Genomic DNA, 23367 nt, shown 5'->3' on the forward strand with positions numbered 1-23367 from the left:
CGTCGCCCGGGCCAGGCCTGGGAGAGACCGTTCGTGCGCGATGACCAACCGACACCGACCGCCGACACCGCCCTCGGGCGCCCCTGGTGGAAGGACGCGGTCGTCTATCAGATCTATCCGCGATCGTTCCTCGACACCGACGGCGACGGGGTGGGCGACCTGCCGGGCATCACGGCGAAGCTGGACTATCTGAAGGCTCTGGGCGTCGACGTGGTGTGGCTGTCGCCCCACTTCGACAGCCCCAACGCCGACAACGGCTACGACATCCGCGACTACCGCAAGGTGATGGCCCAGTTCGGGACCATGGCCGACTTCGACGCCATGCTGGCCGGCATGACCGCGCGCGGCATGCGGCTGATCATCGACCTGGTGGTCAACCACAGCAGCGACGAACACGCCTGGTTCGTCGAGAGCCGCAAGGGACGCAATAATCCGTATAGGGATTATTATATCTGGCGTGCCGGTCGCGACGCCAGTTTGGGTGGGGGCCCGCCCAACAACTACAGCGCCTTCTTCGGCGGGCCGGCCTGGACCTTCGATCAAAGCACCGGCCAGTACTACCTGCACTATTTCGCCGCCAAGCAGCCCGACCTGAACTGGGAGAACCCCAAGGTCCGCGAGGAAGTCCACGACCTGATGCGGTTCTGGCTCGACAAGGGGGTGTCGGGCTTCCGGATGGACGTGATCCCGTTCATTTCGAAACAGCCGGGCCTGCCGGACCTGACGCCCGCGGAGCGCCGCGCGCCGCAGTTCGTCTACGCCGCCGGCCCCAAGCTGCACGACTATCTGCGCGAGATGCGCCGCGAGGTCCTGGACCGCTACGACACCATGACCGTCGGCGAGGCGTTCGGCCTGCGGCCCGAGGACGCCCGCGACCTGATCGACAGCCGCCGCCGCGAGCTGGACCTGGTGATCAATTTCGACATCGTGCGGATGGACATCGACGGCTGGCGCAAGACGTCCTGGACCCTGCCCCGGCTGAAGGCCCTCTACACCGAACTGGACCAGGCCGCCGGGCCGTTCGGCTGGAACACCCAGTTCCTGTCCAACCACGACAATCCGCGCTCGGTCTCGCATTTCGGCGACGACGATCCGGCCTGGGTCGAGCGCTCGGCCAAGGTGCTCAACACCCTGATCCTGACCCAGCGCGGCACGCCGTTCCTCTATCAGGGCGAGGAGCTGGGCATGACCAACTATCCGTTCCAGACCCTGGACGACTTCGACGACCTGGAGGTCTGGGGCCGTTGGCGCGACGTGAAGCACCGGGTGTCGGAAGCGGAATACCTGGCCAACGCCCGCGCGATGGGCCGCGACAATTCCCGCACGCCGATGCAGTGGACGTCCGGGCCGAACGGCGGCTTCACGAGCGGCAAGCCCTGGCTGCCGGTCAATCCGAACGCGTCGACGATCAATGCCGAAGACCAGGCGGCGCGGTCGGGCTCGGTGCTGGCCCACACGCGCGCCCTGATCGCCTTCCGGCGCGGATCGGCCGACCTGCGCGAGGGCGGCTACCGCGACATCGACCCCGACCACGAACAGGTCTTCGCCTATCGCCGGGGCGAGCGCCTGCTGGTGCTGCTGAACTTCGGCCGCGAGACGGTGCGCTATGCGCTGCCCGACGGCCTGACGGTCGAGGGCGCGGCGTTCGGGGCCGCCGAGGTCGAAGGCCAGGTCGTGACGCTGGCGGGTTGGGCCTCGGTGATCCTGGCGGTTCGAGACGTCTAGCCGCGAAAACAAGGGGCGTATCGACATTCAAGCGCCGTGCACGACCTCGTCCTTCGACAAGCTCAGGACGAGGTCGAACTTAGAGCGTCTCGCTCCGTTGCAGGGCGTCCGCCATTCTCCTCATCCTGAGCTTGTCGAAGGACGAGGAGAACGCACGAAGCTTGAGGTTCGCCCCCCGCCCTAGGCCTTGATCCAGGCCAGCAGGTCCGGGTTCACGACCTCCGGGTGGGTCGTGCACATGCCGTGAGGCAGGCCCGGATAGGTCTTCAGCGTGCCCTTCTTCAGCAGCTTGATGCCGATCAGGGCCGAGTCGGCGATCGGCACGATCTGATCGTCCTCGCCGTGCATCAGCAGCACCGGCACGTCGACCGACTTGAGATCCTCGGTGAAGTCGGTTTCCGAGAAGGCCTTGATGCAGTCGTAGTGGGCCTTGGTCCCGCCCATCATGCCCTGGCGCCACCAGTTCTCGACCGTGGCCGGCGACACCTTCGCGCCCGGGCGGTTGAAGCCGTAGAACGGGCCGGCCGCGACGTCGTGGAAGAACTGGGCGCGATTGGCGACCTGGGCGGCGCGGAAGCCGTCGAACACCTCGATCGGCAGGCCGCCCGGGTTCTTGGCGGACTTGACCATGATCGGCGGCACCGCGCCGATCAGCACGGCCTTGGCCACGCGGCCCGGCTTGGCGCGGGCCACATAGTGGATGACCTCGCCGCCGCCGGTGGAGTGGCCGACATGGACGGCGTTCTTCAGGTCCAGGTGGTCGGCCAGGGCGATGACGTCGGCCGCGTAGGTGTCCATCTCGTTGCCGGTGTCGGTCTGGGTCGACCGGCCGTGGCCGCGACGGTCGTGGGCGATGACCCGGAAGCCCTCGGCCAGGAAGAACATCATCTGGTTGTCCCAGTCGTCGGCGCTCAGCGGCCAGCCGTGGTGGAACACGATCGGCTGGGCGGTCTTGGGACCCCAGTCCTTGTAGAAGATCTGCGTGCCGTCCTTGGTGGTGACGAAGCCGCTGCTCATGATGCTGTCTCCTGGAAGTTTGGGCGAGGCCTTGGGAGTCGCCGCCGACGATGTGGACGCGGAGAGGGACGGAAGCGCGCTCATCAGAGCCAGGCTCAGGCCGCTGGTGACCACGTGGCGCCGCGACGCCCCGTCTCGTTCACCCGGACCCTGTTCGCCGAAGCCCTGCTCGCGCGGACCCTGTTCACCGGAGGATGTGGCCATGCGTTCGCCTCGCTGTCGATCCGGCGCGTGTCGCCGAAATCCGTCGGAAGCTAGGCGTTTTCGCCAGCCCGGGCTTGGACATGCTTGCGGTGACTTGAAGGTTCCGCACGCCGGAGCGCCGCACGTCGCAAATTCATGCAACCGCGCGCGATTAGGCTGGCGGTCAGGCGGTCTCGAAGCGGAAGAAGGTGTTGGCCGTCAACCGTCCGCGACGCGGGTCGAGGCTGACGGGGCGGTCGGGCAGCACACCGGCGTGCAGCAGGTTGCTGGCGTAGACGATGATGCGATTAAAGGCCGGCGCGACCACGCCGGTCTGTTCGTAGAGGGCGTTGGACGCGACGATGTAGCCGCCGCCGTCGGTGGCCGGCGCGGCCTGCATCTCCTGGCGCAGGGCGGCGAAATAGGCCCCGCCACGTTCGGGGCCGACCGCCTCGAAGCCGGTGGCGCGATGGCGGTAGAAGGCGGTGCCGCCGTGCTCCGGACCGCACAGATAGTGCAGGATCGCCAGCTGACTGGGCGCGGTGGTGTCGATGTGCGGCAGACGCTGGGCCAGGCCGGCCTGGTCGGCCGGCAGGGTGGCCATCGACAGGGCGCAGGTGAGGTGGGCCTTGCCGCCCGCCGGCGCGCCGAACGTCTCCGCCAGATGCGGCCGCAGGGCGGTGATCAACGCCTGGACATAGCCCGGCGGAGCGGGCGCCCGGACGCCGGGATAGAAGTTGGCGGCGGCCTTGACCGGGGCCAGGACGGCCGTGTCGGCGGCGTAGTCGACCAGGCTTTCCGCGCCGGTCAGCAAGCCGTCGAGGATCAGCACCGGATGGGCCTCACGGCCGATACGCAGCAGCTCGACTCGGGGATCGAGACCCGGCGCGAAGGCGGCGGCGCTCACCGCCGCGGCGCCTCGCCGGCCTCGGCGGTGGCGAGGTCGGGAGCCTTGGTCGAGAAGCCCTTCGTATAGACGTCGGTCAGCAGGGCGCGATGGTCGGGCAGGCTGGCGGCGGCGCGCAGCCCCGCCTCGCGCACCCGGCCGAAGTCGGCCCGCGCCAGGTCGCCATGCACGTGGGCGGCCGGATCGACCGTCGTTTCGAAGCCCATACCGTACAGAATGTACTGGTAATTGAAGTACTTGAAGCTCTCGTGCAGGTTCGGGAAGTCGAACACGTTGGGCGGCCGGTGCTTCCACATCGCCAGGTGGTCCTGGAGACTTTCGGGGATCGAGGCCGGGTCGGCGTTGTCGGTCCAGAAGCCGTCGTCGGTGCGCCGGCTGAGGCAGTAGTGCAGCTTGATGAAGTCGATAGCCCGCAGGTAGCGGTCGGTCATCGCCGCGTTGAACTGGCGGGTAGCGGCCTCCATCCCGCCCCGGCGCGGCAGGTTGCGGGCCAGCATGTAGGCGGCGGCCTCGATCAGCACGATGCCGGTGGACTCCAGCGGCTCCAGGAAGCCGCCCGACAGGCCGACGGCGACGCAGTTCTTGATCCAGTGCCGGTCGCGGTGGCCGACCTTCAGCTTCAGCAGGCGCGGGCTCAGCTCCTCGCCCGCCTTGCCGACATAGCCGCGAAGGATCTGTTCGGCGCGATCGTCCGTGGTGTGACGACTGGAATAGACATAGCCCGTGCCTCGCCGGTCGGGCAGGCCGATATCCCAGGTCCAGCCGGCCTCGTGGGCGGTCGAGATGGTGGTGGCGGCCACCGGGGCGTCGGGGCGGTCGTAGGGGACCTGCAGGGCCAGGGCGCGGTCGACGAACAGGGTGTCGCCCTTGTCGATCCAGGCCGAACCCATGGCCTCGCCGATCAGAGCCCCGGCGAAACCGGTGCAGTCGATATAGAGGTCGGCGACCAGGTCGCCGTGCTCGCGGGTCGTCACCGAAGCGATGGATCCGTCCTCGGCCTTGTTGACGCTCAGCACGTTGCCCAGCACGTGCTTGACGCCGGTGGCCTTGCCGACGTCGCGCAGCAGGCCCGCCAGCTTGCCGGCGTCGAAATGGTAGGCGTAGGTCATCGGCCCGCCGTACTGCGGATCGTCCAGCCGCTTGGGCCCGCGCATCGCGTCGCAGACCTTGTCCTGTAGGGTGACGGCGTCGGAGAACGGGATGTTCCCCGCCTCGCCCATCAGCCAGTAGGGCGCCAGGTCCAGGCCGCCGTTCAGCAGCCGGGGCTGGGCGAACGGGTGGTAATAGTGGCTGTGGACCCCGTCCTGGGGCGCGGTCTTCCAGTCGACGAACTTGATGCCCTGCTTGAAGGCCGCCCCGGCCTCGCGCATGAACCGCGCCTCGTCGACGCCGATCGTGCGCATGGTGTTCTGGATGGTCGGGAAGGTGCCCTCGCCCACCCCGATGATGCCGATCTCGCTGGACTCGATCAGGGTGATGCGCACGCCGTCCGGCCGGGTCGAGCCCAGCCGCCGGGCCAGGTAGGCGGCGGTCATCCAGCCGGCCGTGCCGCCGCCGACGATCAGGATGTGGTCGATCGACGGCGCGTCGCTCATCGCGCCGCCGCTCCCAGAGGGGTGGGACGCCGGAAACCGCTGCGGTAGATCTCGTCCAGCAGGGTCCGATGGTCGGGCATGGCCGCCGCCGCCCGTCCCGCCGCGTTCTTCAGCCGCGCGAACTCGCGCCGCGCCGCCTCCAGGTGCGGATAGGCCGAAAGATTGGCCGAGAGGTCGGTCTTGAAGCCCATGCCGTAGAGAACATACTGGTAGTTGAAGACCTCGAAACTGTCATGGACGGTGCCGAAGTCGAACGGGTCGGGGGCGCGGGTCTTCCACATCTCCAGCAGGGCCCGCAGAGAGTCCGGGATGCTTTCGGGCCGCGCATTGTCGATCCAGAAGTCGTTGTCGGTGCGCTGGGTCAGGCAGTAGTGCAGCTTGATGAAGTCCAGTACGCCCTTGTAGCGCAGGCCCATCGCCTCGTTGAACTGGGCGGCGGTCGGCGCAAGGTCGCCCGAACGCGGGAACAACCGGCCCAGCATCCAGGCGGCCGCCTCGATCAGCATGATGCCCGTCGCCTCCAGCGGCTCCAGGAAGCCGCCGGACAGGCCGATGGCGACGCAGTTCTTGACCCACAGCTTCTGGCGATGGCCGATCGGCAGCTTCAGCTGGCGGGCGTTCAGCCCCTCGGCGGCCGGGCCGACATAGGCGCGCAGGACTTCCTCGGCGCGGTCGTCGCTGGTGTGGTTGTTGGAATAGACATAGCCGACGCCCCGCCGCTCAGGCAGGCCGATGTCCCAGGTCCAGCCGGCTTCGTGAGCGGTCGAGATGGTGGTGGTGGCCACGGGCGCGTCGGCCCGGTCGTAGGGGACCTGGATGGCCACCGCGCGGTTGACGAACAGCGTGTCGCTGTCGTCGACGAACGTCACGCCCATCGCCTCGCCGATCAGCTTGGCCGAAAAACCGCTGCAGTCGACATAGAGACCGGCGGTCAGCTCGCCGTGCTCGCGGGTGACGATCGCGGCGATCGCGCCGGTCTCATCCAGTCGCGCGCCCTCGACATTGCCGATCAGGTGGCGCACGCCCAGTTCCTTGCCGACGTCGCGCATCAGCGTCGCCAGCTTGCCGGCGTCGAAATGATAGGCGTAGCCCAGCGGGCTGGAATATTGCGGATCGTCGATCAGCTTGGGGCCCTTGCCGGCCTCGCAGACCGTGTCCTGCAGGGTCACGGCCTCGGAGAACGGCGCATCGCCCGCGCAGCCCAGCATCCAGTAGGGGGCCAGGTCCAGGCCGCCCAGCGTGTGGGGTCGGCTGAACGAGTGGTAATAGTGACTGTGCGAGCCGCCGACCGGCGCCGTGGTCCAGTCGACGAACTTGATGCCCTGCTTGAAGGTCGCGCCGGCCCCGCGCATGAATCGGGCCTCGTCGATCCCGATTTCGCGCATCGTCGTCTGGATGGTGGGGATCGTGCCCTCGCCCACCCCGATGATGCCGATCTCGCTGGACTCGATCAGGGTGATCTGGACCCCGTCGGGACGGTTGGCGCCCAGCTTGCGGGCCAGGTAGGCGGCGGTGATCCAGCCGGCCGTACCGCCGCCGACGATCAGGACTTCATTGATCGGCTTTGTCACGCCTTCCCCCTCAAAGTGGCGCCGCTTCCATCAACCCGGCAGCAGGCAGCGCACAGCGTCGCAGATTCGCTCGGCGTCGGGACCCAGCACCACGTGCACGGACCGCTCACCGACCCGAACCACGCCGCGCGAGTCCAGGACGTTGAGCGCCGCCTCGTCGACCCGGCCGCTGTCGCGGACCACCAGACGCAGGCGGCTGGAGCAGGCGCCCACCGCCTCGACATTGGTCGAACCGCCCAGGGCGAGAATCAGGGCCTCGGCCCTGCTGTCGTCGACGGCGGTCGGCAAGGCGGCGGCCTTGACCGCGACGGCGACCGGCTTGGCGGCTGGAGCCGGCGCACCCATGGCCGCGCGGATCTCGCCGGCCACGCCGTCGGCGATCGGGCCCAGCACCACCTGCAGGGCCTTGTCCGACGGCCTGACCACGCCGCGCGCGCCCAGGGCCTTCAGGGCCGGTTCGCTGACCGCGCCCTGGTCGACGACGATCAGGCGCAGGCGCGTGGTGCAGGCGTCGACCGACACCAGATTGCCCGTCCCGCCGAGCGCCAGAACGAAGTCGGCCCCGCGGCCGCCGCCGGTCGTGGCGGCCTCCACGGTGACCGCGTCGTCCGCCTCGCGCCCCGGGGTCTTCAGGTCGAACCTGACGATGAAGAACCGGAACAGGCCGTAATAGACGCCGGCGTACAGCGCGCCCAACGGCAGCAGCCATAGCGGATGGGTCGCCTTGCCGAAGTTCAGGACGTAGTCGAACAGGCCGGCCGAGAAGGTGAAGCCCAGCTTGATGTCCAGGGCGTTCATCGCCGCCATGGCCACGCCGGTCAGCACCGCGTGCACCGCGTAGAGCAGCGGGGCCAGGAACATGAAGCTGAACTCGATCGGCTCGGTCACGCCGGTCAGGAAGGAGGTCAGGGCCAGCGAGGTCAGCATGCCGCCGACCGCCTTTTTCTTCTCCGGACGGGCCGTGTGGTACATGGCCAGGCAGGCGGCGGGCAGGCCGAACATCATCACCGGGAAGAAGCCGCTCATGAAGCCGCCGGCGCTGGGGTCGTCGGCGAAGAACCGCCGCAGGTCGCCGGTGGCGCCGTGATAGTCGCCGATCACGAACCAGGCGATGTTGTTGAGGATGTGGTGCAGGCCGGTGACGATCAGGATCCGGTTCAGGAAGCCGTAGACCAGCAGCCCCAGCTCGCCCGAGCCGACGATGGCCCGGCTGGCCCCGTCGACCGCGCCGTTGATCCCGTCGTAGCCCAGGCCGATCAGCACGGCGATCAGCAGGCCGGCCACGCCGCTGATGATCGGCACGAAGCGCCGGCCGCTGAAGAAGGCCAGGTATTCGGGCAGCTTGAACGTCGAGAAGCGGTTGTAGAACACCCCGCCGACCAGGCCCGAGGCGATGCCGACCGGCACGCTGAGCTTGGCCAGGGCCTTGGCCTTGTAGGCGGCCGACGCGAGATCCGCATGGGCCTTGATCAAGCCGGCCGTGACGTCCGGCGGCACGTGCAACAGGGCCTTGGCGCCCTCGGTGGCGATCAGGAAACAGACCACGCCCGCCAGACCCGCCGCGCCGTTGTTCTCCTTGGCGAAGCCCACGGCCACGCCGATGGCGAACAGCAGGCCCAGGTTGGAGAAGATCGCGTCGCCGGCCGCGGCCATGAAGGCGATGTTCAGCAGGTCCGGCTGACCCAGCCGCAGCAGCAATCCCGCCACCGGCAGGACGGCGATGGGCAGCATCAGGGCGCGGCCCAGGGGCTGGAGGAATTCGAGCGGGGACTTCATCGCTTAGGCTCCAGCCTGGAAGGCTTTGCAGAGATCTCGGACGGCCTCGGGCGAGGTCTGGTCCAGCGCCTGGCGGGCCAGGGCCCGGCAGGCCTCGACATTCAGCGTCCGGACCAGGGCCTTGACCTCCGGCACGGTCGCGGCCGTGGCCGACAGTTCGGTGACGCCCAGGCCGATCAGCACCGGCACGGCGACGAGGTCGGAGGCCAGGCCCCCGCAGACGCCCACCCAGCGCCGATGCCTGGCCGCGCCGGCGCAGGTCTGGGCGATCATCCGCAGCACGGCCGGGTGCAGGGCGTCGATGCGGCCGGCCAGCTCCGGATTGCCCCGGTCCATGGCCAGCACGTACTGGGTCAGGTCGTTGGTGCCGATCGACAGGAAGTCGGCCTCGGCGGCCAGCAGGTCGGCGGTGACGGCGGCGGCCGGGGTCTCGATCATCACCCCCAGCTCGACGCGCTCGGTGACGCCCATCTCGCGCTTGGCCTCCTCGAGCACGGCGCGGACGGCGCGCAGTTCGTCGAGGCTGGCGATCATCGGGACCATGATCTTGCACTGGCCCAGCGGCTTCACACGAAGGATGGCCCGCAGCTGCGTCTTCAGCAGGTGCGGCCGCCACAGCGACACGCGCACGCCGCGCAGGCCCAGGGCCGGGTTGTCCTCCGCCGGGATCGGCAGGTAGGGCGCGGCCTTGTCGCCGCCGACGTCCAGGGTGCGGATGATCAGCGGGCGGCCGTCCAGGGCCGAGGCGATGGCCTGGTACTGGCGGGCCTGTTCATCCTCGTCGGGCGGGGTCTCGCGCTCCAGGAACAGGAACTCGGTGCGCAGCAGGCCGCTGCCCTCCGCGCCGTTGACGGCGGCGGCCAGGGCGTCGTTCAGCGAGCCGACGTTGCCGAACACCTCGATGCGCGTCCCGTCGGCGGTGCGGCTCTCCTGGTGGGCGGCGGCCTTGGCGGCGGCCTTGCGCTCGTGGCGGGCGGCGATGGCGGTCTGGGCGCTGGCCAGCTGGGCGGCGTCGGGGCCGACGCGCAACGTGCCGTTCTCGGCGTCGAGGATCAGGCCCGCGCCCTCGGTGACGTCCAACACGCCCGGGCCGGCGGCGACGACGGCCGGGATGCCCATGGCGGCGGCCAGGATGGCCACGTGCGAGGTCGGCCCGCCCTTGGCGGTGCAGAAGCCCGCGACCTGGCCGGCCTCCAGGCCCATCAGTTGCGAGGGCAACAGCTCGTCGGCCAGCAGGATGGCGCCGACCGGCAGGGTCCGGGCCTCGTCCTCCTCGCCGCTGAGGGCGCGCAGCACCTGGCGCTCCAGGTCGATCAGGTCGTCGACGCGCTCGGCCAGGCGGCGGTCGCCCAGGCCGCGCAGGGCCTCGACATAGCCGCCCACGGCGCGCCGCCAGGCAAAGCCCGCGCTCTTGCCGTCGGCGATCAGCCGGTGGGCCGAGGCGGTCAGTTCGGGGTCTTCCAGGAAGGCCAGGTGGGCGCCCAGGATGGCCTTGCGGGCGGTGTCGCCCTTTCCGGCGGCCTTCTCGATCCTGGCGCTCACCTGGGCCAGGGCGTCCTCCAGCGCGGCGCGTTCATGCCCGGCGCCCGCTCCGGCCTCGGTCACGACGATGTCGTTGGAGACGAAGCGCACGGCCTGGCCGATCGCCAGGCCCGGAGCGGCCATCACGCCGCGCAGCAGGCCGGGCTCGCTGGGCGGCGCCGCGCGGACGGCCTCGACCACGGCGGCCGGCGTGGCGGTCGGCGGCAAGGCCGCGCTCTCGCCCATGCCGCTCTCGATCAGCTCGACGATGGCGGCCACGGCGAAGTCGGCGTCCGGACCCGAGGCCACGACGCTGATGCGGTCGCCGTGGCGGATGGCCAGGGACATCACGCCGACCGGGCTCTTGGCGCTGGCCCGGCGGTTGACCGCGACCAGGGCCACCTCGGCGGCGAACTTGCGGGCGCTTTCGGCGATGCGGGCCGCCGGGCGAGCATGGACCCCATGCTGCAGCGGCACGACGACCTCGCGCGACACCTCGCCCTCGGCGATCGCCAGGACCGCGCCCGCGCCGCCCACCGGGGCCAGCTCCATCAGGAAGTCGCCGACGCAGGCGACGTGGTCCTGCTCGCGGCGGACGATCTGGAAGGCGTCGGGATTGGTGACCACCACCGGGGTGATCAGGCTCTTGGCGCGCTGCGACAGCAGGTCCAGGTCGAAGCTGATCAGCGTGTCGCCGGCCTTCACCGCGTCGCCGTCCTTGACGTGGACCTCGAAGCCCTCGCCGCCCAGGCCGACGGTCTCCAGGCCCACATGCATCAGGATCTCGGCGCCGTTGTCGGCCCGCAGAGTGACGGCGTGGCGGGTGGCGTGCACGGCGATCACCCGGGCGTCGCAGGGGGCGTGCAGGGTCGAGCCCAGCGGATCGATGGCCAGGCCGTCGCCCAGCATGCGCTCGGCGAACACCGCGTCGGGCGCCTCGTCGAGCGGGGCGATCCAGCCCTTGAGCGGCGAGGACAGTACGAGATTGGCCACCGGTACGCTTCCTGCTTCCTGGAGAGTCTAGTTCTTGGTCTTGGTCGGGGTCAGCGTGACCTGGTCCAGAACCAGCGTCGGCTCGACCGTGCGCGCTGTAAAGGTCAGGCAGAGGTCATGGACGCCGCCCCGCTTGGGCAGCACGCCCGACACCGTGGCCAGGCCCGGTCCGCGGGCGGCGGCGCCCAGCGGGATGGCGGCGATCCGCTGGCCCCCGCAGCCGTCGATCCGCACCTCCAGCTCGCCCTCGGGCGTGGCCGGCGCGCGCAGCGGGATCTTGGCCTTGTCGGCGCCGATCTGGAAGTTGAACGGCACCTGGCCGATGCGGGCGCTCAGGGTCAGGGGCGAGGACAGGTCCGCGCCCTTCCACACCCAGCAGGCGTTCATCAGGTTGACCGCGAACACGGCGCGAGGCCCGTTCACCGGCGCGTCGTCTTCAAGCGACAGGTTGATGCCGTCGCCGCAGAGCTCCAGTTGGTGGCTGTTGCGGGTGTTGGCCGCCAGCAGGCTGACGGGGTAGTCGCGGATCCGACCCAGGGCGTCGTCGCCCAGGAACGTCCGAGCCCGGACGGTCTTGCCCGGCGCGACGGCCAGGGCCGTTTCGTAGAGGCCGGACGCCTTGGTCGGGGCCTTGCCGTCGAGGGTGTAGCGGATTTCGCCCAGGCCCAGGCCAGAGGCCAGGGCGACCGAGACCCGGCCGCCGTCGGCGGGGCGCAGGGTGGCCTGAGGTTCGTAGGGCACGGTGTCGTGGGCCACGCCCAGCACGTCCAGCCGCGCGGTCTCGGCCGGCAGACGGTCGGAGAAGCTCTTCCAGTCGCGCTTGGCCTCCGGCGTCCAGCCATTCTCGGCCACGGCGATCAGGCGGGGGAAGGTCATCGTCTCCAGCCGGTCGTCGGTGCGCATGTGCTCGGTGAACGCGGTGGCCTGCAGGCCCAGGATGTGGGCGCGCTGGGCCTCCGTGAGCGCGGCGGGGGCGGCGTCGAAGTCGTAGACGTCCTTGAGGCTGACGATCTTGATCCGGCCGGGCGGCTCGTCGGCCGAGGCGCTCTGGCGGCGGTCCATGTAGAGCGTGCTGTCAGGCGCCAGCACCGCGTCGTGGCCCTGCGAGGCGGCGGCCACCGCCCCCTCGACGCCGCGCCAGGACATCACCGTGGCGTTGGGGGCCAGGCCGCCCTCTAGGATCTCGTCCCAGCCGATCATGCGGCGACCGCGGGCGTTGATGTGCTTCTCGGCCCGCTGGATGAACCAGCTCTGCAGGCCGTGCTCGTCCTTGACGCCCAGGGCCTGGATCTGGGCCTGGACCTCGGGACTGGCCTTCCACTGGTCCTTGACGGCCTCGTCGCCACCGACGTGGATGTAGGGCGAGGGGAACAGGTCCATGACCTCGTCGAGCACGTCGTTGAGGAAGCCGAACGTCTCGTCGCTGGGCTTGTAGAGGTAGGGGAACACGCCCCAGTCGCCCATGCTTTCGCGCGGCGGAGTCTTGGTCATGCCGAACTGGGGATAGGCGACCAAGGGCGCCAGGGCGTGGCCGGGCATCTCGATCTCGGGGACGATGGTGATCCCGCGCGCCGCGGCGTAGGCGACTAGGTCGCGCACCTGGTCCTGGGTGTAGAAGCCCTGGTACCGGATCGGCTTGCCGGTCTTGGGATCACGCCCCGCCGCCCCGGCCGGGACGCGCCAGGCGCCCTCGCTGGTCAGCTTCGGGTACTTCCTGATCTCCAGCCGCCAGCCCTGGTCGTCGACCAGGTGCCAGTGCAGGACGTTCAGCTTGTGGGCGGCCATGGCGTCGAGGATCGCCTTGATCGTATCGACGCTCTGGAAGTGGCGGGCGCTGTCCAGCATGAAGCCGCGCCAGGCGAAGCGCGGGGCGTCGTCGATGGCGACGGCGGGCAGTTGGGCGGGACCCTTGGCGGCGTCCTGCACGGCCAGCTGCCAGACGCTGACCGCGCCGTAGAACAGGCCGGCGCGCTTGGCGGCGGTGACGGTGACGCCGGTCGGGGCGACGCTCAGGGCGTAGGCTTCGGCCTTGTCGCTTGAGGTCGCGCCGCGCGCCAGGACGATGGCGGCCTCGCCGGCGGGCGGCGCGCCCTCCACTACGGCGGGCTTCAGGCCCCGGGCCTTCAGCAGCATGTCGGAGAGCTGGCCGGCCACGACGCGGGCCTCGACATCGCCCTTGGCGACGAAGATCCGGGTCCTGGCGGTCAGGGCGAAGGTCCCCTGCCCCATCGTCGCCTGGGCCGGCGCCGGGGTGAGGGTCAGGTCCGGTCCGTTCGTCGCGGGGGAAGCCGCGAACGCCGCGGACGCCAGGGTCAGCGCGGCGACGGACGCCGAAAGGACCGCCAAGGCTCTCAGGGCGCGCCCCCTGACGGTCGTCGGAGCGCATGGGGTCGGAAAGGTCATGAGGGATCGCTCACCCGCTGGCCGGCGGCAAAAAGCGGGCGGAGCGTTTGACCGCTCCGCCCCAGCTCCGTGCTTGCAGTCAGGAGGACTTTGGCTGCGATCGGCGGCGAGCAGGTCATGAGGTGATCCTGAACCATGCCGCCTCCGATGCAACGATCTCGGGAGGAAGGACGGGGCCTCCGGCGCGAACGCCGAAGGCCCCGGTACGCGGACTAGAACTTGAACCGGACGCCGCCGAAGACCATGCGGCCGTTCTTGTAGATACGGGCCGGACGGTTCTTGTCGTTGTCGTAGCTCTCGGTCAGCTTCTCGTCGGTCAGGTTGATCGCGTCGACGCTGAGCGAGATGTTCTCGGTCAGGTTGACGCTGGCCGAGGCGTCCAGCGACTTGATCGAGTCCGACCACAGCTCGCGGAAACCGCGCTCGGCGTCGTAGTCGACGAAGAATTTGGACCGGTAGTTGTACGAGAGGCGGGCGCTGAAACGCTCGTTCTCGTAGTAGCCGCTGACGTTGAAGATGTTCTTCGAGTTCGAAGGCACCGGCACGCCCGACGAGGACGAAGCGTCCGAGTAGGTGTAGTTGGCCAGCACGCCGAAGCCGTTCCAGACGGGCATCTGGAAGTTGATTTCGACGCCCTTGTTCTCGCCGCCGGCCACGTTGATCGGACGGCCGATGCGGTAGTTGCAGGTGTAAAGGTTGGTTCCGGTCAGCACGCAGTTGTTGGCCGGGTTGGTGATCCGCGCATCGGTCGGGTCGTTCAGCTGGAGCGGCTGGCGCTCCACGAACGCGCCCTGGACGATGTAGGTCGAGATGTCCTTGTAGTACAAACCGACCGCCAGGATCGACTGCGGCGCGAAGTACCATTCCACCGACGCGTCGTACTGGTTGGCGCGGTACGGATCGAGGTTCGGGTTGCCGCCGCTGCCGGTCAGCAGGGACTCGGTCAGCGAGGTGAACGCGGCCATCTGGGCGTAGTCCGGGCGCGACAAGGTGCGGCCAGCGGCCAGACGCAGGACCAGGTCGTCGCGCAGGTCGAACGAGAAGTTCGCGCTCGGCAGGACGTCCGTATACTCTTGGCCAGCGTCCACCGGAGCGATCAGGCCGAACGGGTTGTTGACCGCGCCCGGCGTGCCCGTCGGAACGCCGACCTTCCAGGCCGAGGTCTCGACCTTGGTCTGCACGACGCGCAGGCCAACGTTGCCGCGCCAGTTCTCGCCCTTGAGCTTGCCGAGGACATAACCGCCAACGGTCTTCTCGTTGAACGTGAAGCTTTCCAGCGGGCCGAAGTGGTCGCAGTTCAGCAGGCCGTCGCAGCCGGCGGCCTGGGTGGCGCCGATCGCGGAGTTCCACACCGCCGCCTTGGGCAGCGCGGCGTAGATCGCCTCGATCTTGTTCCTGTCGGCGGTCAGGTAACTGCTGATGACGCCCGGACCCTTGATGCCCTCCAGATAGTCGCTGGGGGTCAGGCCGCCTTGAACGTCGGCGAGCGAGCAGGGATGGCCGCCGCAAGCGGTGGCGCCCGGAGCGGTCCAGGGCAGGAGAGCGCGCCGCTGGCCATAGGTCTGGTCCACGTCGCGATCGTGGTCGGTGTATTTCAGGCCGAACTTGACCGAGGTGAAGACGCTGCCTTCGATGAACTTCTCGCCGTCGACGAAGGTGTAGAATTCGTTGTCGTCGTTGGCGGTGGTGTTGGCCGAGGCCCAGCCCAGTTCCATCTCATCATCGGCGGTGGCCGGATTGATGCTGCTGAACGACACCTTGGGCAGGCCGCCCGAGAGGTCGTAGCTGACGCCGGTGGCCGCGCTGGTTTCCCAGAACGGCTGCAGGTCGGTGGCGCCCTCGGCGTCGGTGTAGCCAACGCGAGCGTGGAACGTCCAGTCGTCGGCCGGACGATAGGTGGTGTCTAGGTCGATCGAGCGGACCTGGGTGTGGGCGATGCGGTCGATGGCGTCGAACACAACGCCCTGGCCACCGATCGCGTTGAACGTGCCCTTGGTCGCGGTGCCGTTGCTCAGTTGCTGGATGTTGAAGTTGGCCCCGGCGGCGCCCAGGCCCGAGATCTTGTTGGTGATCCAGGCCATGTAGTTCTGGTTGATGTTGTCGGCGTCCATCTTCGAATAGAGGCCGGTCAAATTCACGTCGAGCTTGTCGGTCGGCGACCACTGGACACCGATGTTCGCGCCCTTACGCTCGCGCGTCTGCTTGAAGTAGGACGAACCGATCAGGCTGGGGGTCACCGCCGTTTGGCCGGCGGGCAGGCCCGTGACGTTGCCCGAGGCGTTGGTGACGTTCTCGTAGCCCAGCACCTCGATGCCGTCGCGGCGGATCTCGCGCTTGTCGTAGATCAGGCCGCCCAGAACGCCGAAGGTCTTGGCGTCGTTGTGCCAGCTGAGCATGGCCGAGGCGCTCGGGGTGGTCTTGTCCGACTTCTCGTCCCACACGCCCTGGACCGAACCCGAGATCGAGATCGGCGCCAGGTCCAACGGATTGCGGGTATGCACGTTGACGGTTGCGCCCACGCCGCCTTCGTCGATGTCGGCGACCGGGCTCTTGAAGACCTCGACCTTGCCGACGATTTCCGACGGCAGCATCAGATAGTTGAAGCTGCGGCTGGCCTTGAACTGGTCGAGAATGAACCAGTCGGCGGTGGCGACCGCGTGGCCGTTCAGCAGGGTGCGGTTGAGGGTCGGGGCGGTGCCGCGAACCGAAATGCGCTCGCCTTCGCCGAACTCGCGCTGGATGGTGACGCCGGGAACGCGCTGCAGAGACTCAGCGACGTTCTTGTCCGGGAACTTGCCGATGTCTTCGGCGGTGATCACGTCGATCACGGCGTCGGCGTTGCGCTTGGCGTCGACCGAAGCCTGCAGCGAAGCACGAATGCCGGTGACGACGACTTCATCGACGGTGGTGGGCTTATCCTGCGCGAACGCGGGCGCGGCCGCCATCACCGCCAAAACGCTGGCGGACGCTGTTAGAATGGTCTTGTGGAAATTTCGCATACCCGGCTTCTCCCCTTTTTCCGGACCCTTGGGCCCGGAGCCGAACCCCAAGCCCAATCTGATACCAATTATCTGCGGACATCCGTAGAATGCGGTACTTCTCGGGCCTCGGAAGGCGACTGTGACGGAAATTTATCGGATGACAAGGCCAAAAAAGAACCAATTACAGACCATGTTCTTATTGGTACGAAAATGGTCATATGCTATCCCGGTGGTCATGGGGTGGCGCGGATTTGCGCGGGGGTGCCGAATTGACGATGTTTTCTGAACGGATCGGAGGGCTGGACCCGCAGGGCCAGGATCACGCGCCGCTCTACAAGCAGCTGCAGCGCGCGCTGCGCGAAGCCATCCAGAAGAAGATCCTCGCGCCCGACGACGCCCTGCCCGCCGAACGCGACATGGCCGAGGAGTTCAGCATCTCGCGCATCACCGTGCGCAAGGCCCTGGACGGCCTGGTCAGCGAGGGCCTGCTGACTCGTCGCCAAGGCGCGGGCACGTTCGTCGCCGCCCGGGTCGAGAAGAGCTTTTCCAAGCTGTCGTCCTTCACCGAGGACATGATCTCGCGCGGACGCACGCCGCGCAGCGAATGGATCAGCAAGGCCGAGGGCTCGGTCACCCCCGAGGAGTCCCTGACCCTGGGCCTGTCGCCCGGCACGCCCGTCTTCCGCTTCGCCCGCATCCGCTACGCCGACGGCGCGCCGATGGCCTTGGAGTACTCCACGATCGCCGGCTTCGCCCTGCCCTCGGCCGAGGTGGTGGGCGTCTCCCTCTACGAGGCGCTGGAAGCCACTGGCCACCGGCCCGCGCGCGCCCTGCAACGGCTGCGCGCGGTGCTGTTCACCGCCGAGCAGGCCGCTCTGCTGGGCGTGCCGGTCAAGGACGCCGGCCTGCTGATCGAGCGCCGGAGCTTCCTGCCTGACGGCCGCACGGTGGAGGTCACTCAATCCTATTACAGGGGCGACGCCTATGACTTCGTCGCCGAGCTGAACGCCCTCTCCTGAGGGCCGCACTGAACGGGGTCCGCCCCGCGCGCTTATGTGAAGGAACGCGTCTTGGAGGCCAACGTCTTGACCCGACCCGCACCCCCCGCCGAACCCTCTTCCGGGCGTGGGCGGCTGACGGCGGAATCGACCCGCATGTTCCTCGAGGCCGGCCAGGCCTCGCAAGCCGTCGCCGCCCAGCTGAGCGCCAACGCCGCCCGCGCCGCCAAGATCGCCCAGCGCCTGCGCGCCAACCCGCCCCGCGCCGTCGTCACCTGCGCGCGCGGCAGCTCCGACCATGCCGCCACCTTCGCCAAGTATCTGGTCGAGACCCGCACCGGCGTTCTGACCTCCTCGGCCGCCCTGTCGGTCGCTTCCGTCTACGCCGCCCATCAGGACCTGGGCGACGTGCTTTATCTGGCCATTTCGCAGTCGGGCAAGAGCCCCGACCTGCTGGCCGCGGTGCAGGCCGCCAAGGCGGCCGGCGCTTTCGTCATCGCCCTGGTCAACGACACCGGCTCGCCCCTGGCCGCCCTGGCCGACGAAGTGCTGCCGCTGCACGCCGGCCCCGAACTGAGCGTCGCGGCCACCAAGTCCTACATCGCCGCCCTGGCCGCCATCGTCCAGTTGGTCGCCGCCTGGACCCAGGACGACGACCTGACCGCCGCCCTGTCCACCCTGCCCGCCCTGCTCGCCGAAGCCTGGGCCCTGGACTGGACGCCGGCCGTCGAACGCTTGAAACTGGCCCGCAATCTGTATGTGCTGGGACGCGGCGTCGGCTTCGGCGTCGCCCAGGAGGCGGCCCTGAAGTTCAAGGAAACCTGCGGCCTGCACGCCGAGGCCTTCAGCGCCGCCGAGGTGCTGCACGGCCCGATGGCGCTGGTGAAGACGGGTTTCCCGGTGCTGGTCTTCGCCCAGAACGACGAGAGCCGCGACAGCGTCGACGCCATGGCCAAGGGCGTGACCGAGCGGGGCGGCGACGTCCTGCTGGCCGGCGCCGGAGAAACAGGCGCCGGCGTGCTGCCCGCCCTGGCCGCCCACCCCGTGATCGAGCCGATCCTGATGATCCAGAGCTTCTATCGCATGGCCAACGCCCTGTCGGTGGCGCGCGGCTATGATCCCGACAGCCCGCCGCACCTCAACAAGGTCACAGAAACCGTCTGATGCAGTCTGTTCTCGTCAATGGCCGCATCCTGACGCCGGAAGGGATCGTCGACGGCAAGGCCGTGGCGATCCGCGACGGACGGATCGACGGCGTCATGGACAGCGCTGACACGCCGCCAGGGTCGTTTGGCGGCGCCCCGCGCCACGACCTGGGCGGCGGCCTGCTGGTCCCCGGCTTCATCGACACCCAGGTCAACGGCGGCGGCGGGGTGCTGTTCAACGATTCGCCCACCGTCGCGGCGATCGCCGCCATCGGCGCCGCCCACCGCCCCTACGGCACCACCGGCTTCCTGCCGACCCTGATCAGCGACGACCTGACCGTGGTCGACGCGGCCATGCGGGCGACCGAACAGGCCATCGAGGCCGGCGTGCCCGGCGTGCTGGGCGTCCATATCGAAGGCCCGTTCCTCAATGTGAAGCGCAAGGGCATCCACGATTCCAGCAAGTTCCGGACCCTCGACGACGAGGCCGTGACCCTGCTGAGCTCGCTCAAGCGCGGCAGGACCCTGGTGACCCTGGCGCCGGAGACCACCACGCCCGAGATGGTCCGTCGTCTGACGGTCGCCGGAGTGCGCGTCGCCGCGGGCCACACCAACGCCGCCTACGCCACGGTGCGCAAGGCGCTGGACGCCGGCCTGACCGGCTTCACCCATCTGTTCAACGCCATGTCGCCGCTGGCCAGCCGCGAGCCCGGCGTGGTCGGCGCGGCCCTGGAAAACCAGACCGCCTGGTGCGGAATCATCGTCGACGGCCGCCACGTGGATCCGGCCGTGCTGCGCATCGCCCTGCGCACCCGTCCGCTGGACCGGTTCATGCTGGTGAGCGACGCCATGCCGACGGTTGGCATGATCGACAAGAGCTTCGATCTTCAGGGTCGGCATATCCGGGTGGTCGACGGGGTCTGCGTCGACGATCACGGCACCTTGGCCGGCTCGGACCTCGACATGATCGGCGCGGTGCGCAACGCCATGTCGATGCTGGGCCTGTCGCTGGAGAAGGCCGTGTCGATCGCCTCGGCGACGCCCGCCGCCTTCCTGGGCCTGGCGGGCCAGCGCGGGACCATCCGCGCCGGCCTGGCGGCCGATCTGGTGCTGCTGGACGACGACCTCCAGGTGCGCCGGACCTGGATCGACGGCGTCTCCAACACCTAGGATTGCCGCCTGTCCGGCGGACGCCGGGATCGGCGGATCCAGAGAAGACAAAAAGAAGGGCGCTGGTTTTCACCAGCGCCCTTTGGTCGTTTCGGGGAGGAAATGCGACCTAGAACTTGTACTTCACGCCCAGATAGTACTGGCGACCGAAGTGCACGTACTCTTCCGAGATGCGGCGGACCGAGTCGTCCAGCTTGCTGTCGGCCTGGTCGGTGAGGTTGATGCCCTCGAAGGTGACCGTGAACTTGCCGAACTCGTAGCTGACCTGCGTGTCGACGTTCATGGTGTCTTCCTTGATCCGAACATCGTTGTTGTTCGTGGCCGCCGGGGCGACCTGGATCAGGTACTCGTCGCGATACGACGCCGAGACGCGGGCCTTGAACGGACCATTCTCGTAGTAGAGCGTGGCGTTGTAGGCGTTGGGCGACAGGTTCACCAGCGGCTGGGTGAGCAGCACCGCCGGGGCGGTCTGGACACGGGGCGTGCCGCCGTACGTCGGGTTCTTGATGACGTACTGGATGTCGCTCTTGACGTGGGTGTAGTTCAGGATGCCGCCGAACTTGTCGAACGGCGCCGGCAGGAAGGTGAACGGACGCTGGATGCTCAGCTCGTAACCCTTCAGCTTGCCGCCGGGGGTGTTGATCTGGGTCGTGACCGTGAACGGCGTGTCAGCCGTGTTGCCGTTCGACAGCAGGCTGTCGGGCAGCTCGGTTTCCGACCACGGCATGACGACGGCCGAAGTCTGGATGTAGGACTTGATGTCCTTCTGGAAGAAGCCCGCCGACAGCAGGGTTTCCTTGTCCGGATACCATTCGAAGCTGAGGTCCAGGTTGTTGGACAGCATCGGGTCCAGCTCGGGGTTGCCGCGCGTCAGGGTCTGGTTGGACTGGCTGATGCCGGTGTAGCCCGGGGTCAGGTTCTGCAGCTGCGGACGGGTCATCGTCTTGGCGGCCGAGAAGCGGATGAAGAAGTTCTCCAGCGGCTGAGCCGAGATGTTCAGCGACGGCAGGGTGTTGGTGTATTCGCGCGACGTGGTCTGGACCGCGTCGACGGGCACGGTTTCGTTGATGATCGTGCCGTTGCCGAGGGTGACCGGGACCGGCGCCGTGCTGCCCTTGTTGTAGTGGCCCAGGGCGTCCTGCTGGGTCTTCACGTAGCGCACGCCGAAGTTGCCGCGCACGGGAATGTTGAACAGGTCCTGGTCGAAGTCGGCCTGCAGGTAGAAGGCGTTGTCCTTCTCGGTGATTTCGCGCAAGGCGCCCAGCTGGTTCAGGACGCTCAGACGGAAGTCGCCGTAGTTGTTGATGCAGTCGCAGTTGTAGCCGTAGACCGACTGCAGCTTGGCCAGGTCGGGGGCGATCCACGAGGTCGGGGTGCCGGCCGGCAGATCCAGACCGCGGCCGAAGCCGGTGATCAGGCGCGAGACGTCGGCCACCGTGGCGCCGCCCGGCAGAGCGAAGCCCGCCTCGGCGGTGTAGGTGCTGCCGGTCGCGGCCAGGTTACGCGAATAGAGGCGCTTTTCCCACGAGTTGAAGCCGAATTCCTTCCAGGCCGCGCCGGCGCGCAGCTTCCAGCCGTCCATGACTTCGTAGTCGACGTCGGCGCGGAACGTCTTGAAGGTGTTGACCGCCTTGCTGGGACGCATGCGCAGCAGCGAAGCGTCGCCCTTGGCGGTGCTGTTGCTGTACTGGAAGTTGGCGGGATTGGTCGGATCGAAGCCGTAGTTGAACGACGGCAGCTTGTCGTTGGCCGAGTAGTCGTAGCTGTAGCCGTCGCTGTCGTAGCGGTCGAACGAGAAGGTCGTCTGGACCGGGTTGTCCTGGATCGAACGCGACTGGCCGTAGATGGCGCTGAAGTGGCCGCGATCACCGAACCGGGTGTCGTAGGTCAGGGTGAACTGGTTGAACTCGGTCGACAGATCGTCGTGGCGATACTCGACGCGGGCGTCGACGTCGTCGAACGTGCCCTTGATCAGGTTGCCCTTGTTGTCGCCCGCGAAGTTGACCACGTCGGTCTGGGGCAGACCCTGGCCGCTGCGGCTGAACGAGATGATTTCCAGATAGGTTTCGTCGCGGTCGTTGGTGAACTTGGCCAGCAGGGCGTCCAAGGTCAGGGTCGAGTTCTCGGTCGGACGCCATTGCAGCGAACCGGTCACGCCCAGGCGCTTTTGGTTGTACTCCAGGCGGCCGTAACGCGGAATGCGGGGGTGCCACAGATTGTTGGCGGTGCCAGTTTCAGCCGCGTCGGTGACAGTGGTGCCGCCGGTGACGCCGCCGATCTGGGCGCAGGTCAGCGGCGGACCGCTGACGGGATTATAATTGCCGTTGTTGTTGCAGACCGCCGGCGTGCCGGCCCCCGTCGAGCCGGCAGGGCCGGGGAACATGGTCGAGGAGTTGCTGCTGACGCTGGGGTTTTCCCAACGGCCGGTCGAGGAGCCTTCTTCCAGCGTCTTGCGCTCGGCGTAGGCCACCGAGATCAGGGCGCCGATTTCACCGATGCCGGTGTCCCAGCGGTTGCTGGCCAGGAAGGTGAAGCGGGGATCGGTCTTCCGCGACAGGTCGTTCCAGCCGAGCTTGGCGCCCATGCTCATGGCCGGGCCGCTGAAGTCGAACGGGCGCGAGGCCTGCAGGTCGATGATCGCGCCCAGCGAGCCTTCTTCGTTCGAGGCCGAGGTCGACTTGCGCACGGTGACGCTGTTGAACAGTTCCGAGGCGAAGATGCTGAAGTCGAACTGGCGGCTGCGGTTGGCGCCGCCGGAGCCGTCCTTGCCGCCCGTGGTGGCCAGGGCTTCCAGGCCGTTCAGGCGCACGACGGTGAAGTCGGCGTTCAGGCCGCGGACGGTGATGGTGCGGCCTTCGCCGCCGTCACGGTCGATCGACACGCCCGGCACGCGTTGCAGCGATTCCGCCAGGTTCAGGTCGGGGAAGTCGGCGATGTCTTGCGCCTTGATGACGTCGACGAGGTCGTTTTCGCGACGCTTCACGTCAAGGGCGTTGGCCAGGCTGGCCCGGAAGCCCGTGACCACGACCGCCTCGACGGTGTCGTCGGCGGGCGCGGGCGCGGGCGTTTCCTGCGCGGCGGCGGCTCCGGCCATCGCCAGCGCCATGAGCATGGCGCCGCTGGAAGCACCGAGCTTCAGCGCGCGAACGCGCTGCTTAGAGACCTGAGACAATGTATCCTCCTCCCGTGACCACGTTTCTTTTGAACGACGCTCTCGCATCGCCCGGCCGAGGGTGCGTACGCGCTTCACTTCCCGCGCGACCGCCCCCAGGCCGTCATTTTGACACCGGTGTCACATCTCTGTGAGATGTTGTCCTGACACCGGTAGCAATGTCAGCGGTATCAAATGAAACCGGTATTCACAAGATGGCTGAAGCGTGGC

The 23367-nt window shown here is 68.4% G+C and carries 13 protein-coding genes; 4 read left to right on the top strand and 9 right to left on the bottom strand.

Annotation, left to right across the window (positions count from 1 at the left end; translation table 11 throughout):
- Nucleotides 1-33 precede the first annotated feature (33 nt).
- Nucleotides 34-1725, top strand: coding sequence for an alpha-glucosidase (locus tag ASD38_RS11425; RefSeq protein WP_056460201.1), 1692 nt, complete (start codon nt 34-36; stop codon nt 1723-1725).
- Between the two features lie 180 nt (nt 1726-1905).
- Here ASD38_RS11425 and ASD38_RS11430 read toward each other — a convergent pair whose 3' ends face one another.
- The 8 genes from ASD38_RS11430 to ASD38_RS11465 all read right to left on the bottom strand — a co-directional run bounded on the left by ASD38_RS11430 (nt 1906) and on the right by ASD38_RS11465 (nt 16690).
- Nucleotides 1906-2742 carry an alpha/beta fold hydrolase gene (locus ASD38_RS11430; RefSeq protein ID WP_056440430.1) on the bottom strand — a complete coding sequence of 279 codons (837 nt, stop codon included), beginning with the start codon at nt 2740-2742 and terminating at the stop codon, nt 1906-1908.
- 367 nt (nt 2743-3109) lie between these two features.
- Nucleotides 3110-3832: a DUF6445 family protein gene (locus ASD38_RS11435; RefSeq protein WP_056460202.1), complete on the bottom strand. Its 723-nt coding sequence runs from the start codon at nt 3830-3832 to the stop codon at nt 3110-3112.
- Nucleotides 3829-5427, bottom strand: coding sequence for a tryptophan halogenase family protein (locus ASD38_RS11440; RefSeq protein WP_056460204.1), 1599 nt, complete (start codon nt 5425-5427; stop codon nt 3829-3831). Before ASD38_RS11440 ends, ASD38_RS11435 begins: the two co-directional genes overlap by 4 nt.
- A complete protein-coding gene (locus tag ASD38_RS11445; protein ID WP_056460206.1) occupies nt 5424-6998 on the bottom strand; it encodes a tryptophan halogenase family protein in 1575 nt (524 codons plus the stop codon). Before ASD38_RS11445 ends, ASD38_RS11440 begins: the two co-directional genes overlap by 4 nt.
- Before the next feature lie 30 nt (nt 6999-7028).
- Nucleotides 7029-8774, bottom strand: coding sequence for an N-acetylglucosamine-specific PTS transporter subunit IIBC (nagE, locus tag ASD38_RS11450; RefSeq protein ID WP_056460208.1), 1746 nt, complete (start codon nt 8772-8774; stop codon nt 7029-7031).
- Between the two features lie 3 nt (nt 8775-8777).
- Nucleotides 8778-11288, bottom strand: coding sequence for a phosphoenolpyruvate--protein phosphotransferase (gene ptsP / locus ASD38_RS11455; protein ID WP_056460210.1), 2511 nt, complete (start codon nt 11286-11288; stop codon nt 8778-8780).
- Nucleotides 11289-11315: 27 nt separating this feature from the next.
- Nucleotides 11316-13634 carry a family 20 glycosylhydrolase gene (locus ASD38_RS11460; RefSeq protein WP_235523822.1) on the bottom strand — a complete coding sequence of 773 codons (2319 nt, stop codon included), beginning with the start codon at nt 13632-13634 and terminating at the stop codon, nt 11316-11318.
- Between the two features lie 269 nt (nt 13635-13903).
- Entirely contained in the window at nt 13904-16690 is a 2787-nt protein-coding gene (locus tag ASD38_RS11465; protein ID WP_056440417.1) for a TonB-dependent receptor, read from the bottom strand.
- A gap of 257 nt (nt 16691-16947) precedes the next feature.
- Between ASD38_RS11465 and ASD38_RS11470 the strand changes: the two genes are divergently transcribed.
- The 3 genes from ASD38_RS11470 to nagA are packed head-to-tail and all read left to right on the top strand — an operon-like array spanning nt 16948 to nt 19985.
- Nucleotides 16948-17691 (top strand): GntR family transcriptional regulator, encoded by a 744-nt coding sequence (locus ASD38_RS11470; protein ID WP_056440415.1) that lies wholly within the window; start codon nt 16948-16950, stop codon nt 17689-17691.
- A gap of 51 nt (nt 17692-17742) precedes the next feature.
- Nucleotides 17743-18834, top strand: a complete 1092-nt coding sequence (locus tag ASD38_RS11475; protein WP_056440414.1) for an SIS domain-containing protein — start codon at nt 17743-17745, stop codon at nt 18832-18834.
- Nucleotides 18834-19985 (top strand): N-acetylglucosamine-6-phosphate deacetylase, encoded by a 1152-nt coding sequence (gene nagA, locus ASD38_RS11480; RefSeq protein WP_056460214.1) that lies wholly within the window; start codon nt 18834-18836, stop codon nt 19983-19985. The genes ASD38_RS11475 and nagA overlap by 1 nt, the downstream gene beginning before the upstream one ends.
- A gap of 109 nt (nt 19986-20094) precedes the next feature.
- Here the strand turns inward: nagA and ASD38_RS11485 are convergent, their stop codons facing one another.
- Entirely contained in the window at nt 20095-23097 is a 3003-nt protein-coding gene (locus tag ASD38_RS11485; protein ID WP_442857035.1) for a TonB-dependent receptor, read from the bottom strand.
- Between the last annotated feature and the right edge of the window lie 270 nt (nt 23098-23367).

This window comes from Caulobacter sp. Root487D2Y (assembly GCF_001427165.1).
Classification (GTDB): Bacteria; Pseudomonadota; Alphaproteobacteria; order Caulobacterales; family Caulobacteraceae; genus Caulobacter.

Coding starts and splice junctions, on each gene's coding strand:
- ASD38_RS11430 (WP_056440430.1), bottom strand. CDS start 2,742: ATGAGCAGCGGCTTCGTCACCACCAAGGACGGCACGCAGATCTTCTAC.
- ASD38_RS11440 (WP_056460204.1), bottom strand. CDS start 5,427: ATGAGCGACGCGCCGTCGATCGACCACATCCTGATCGTCGGCGGCGGC.
- nagE (WP_056460208.1), bottom strand. CDS start 8,774: ATGAAGTCCCCGCTCGAATTCCTCCAGCCCCTGGGCCGCGCCCTGATG.
- ASD38_RS11465 (WP_056440417.1), bottom strand. CDS start 16,690: ATGCGAAATTTCCACAAGACCATTCTAACAGCGTCCGCCAGCGTTTTG.
- ASD38_RS11470 (WP_056440415.1), top strand. CDS start 16,948: ATGTTTTCTGAACGGATCGGAGGGCTGGACCCGCAGGGCCAGGATCAC.
- nagA (WP_056460214.1), top strand. CDS start 18,834: ATGCAGTCTGTTCTCGTCAATGGCCGCATCCTGACGCCGGAAGGGATC.
- ASD38_RS11485 (WP_442857035.1), bottom strand. CDS start 23,097: ATGCTCATGGCGCTGGCGATGGCCGGAGCCGCCGCCGCGCAGGAAACG.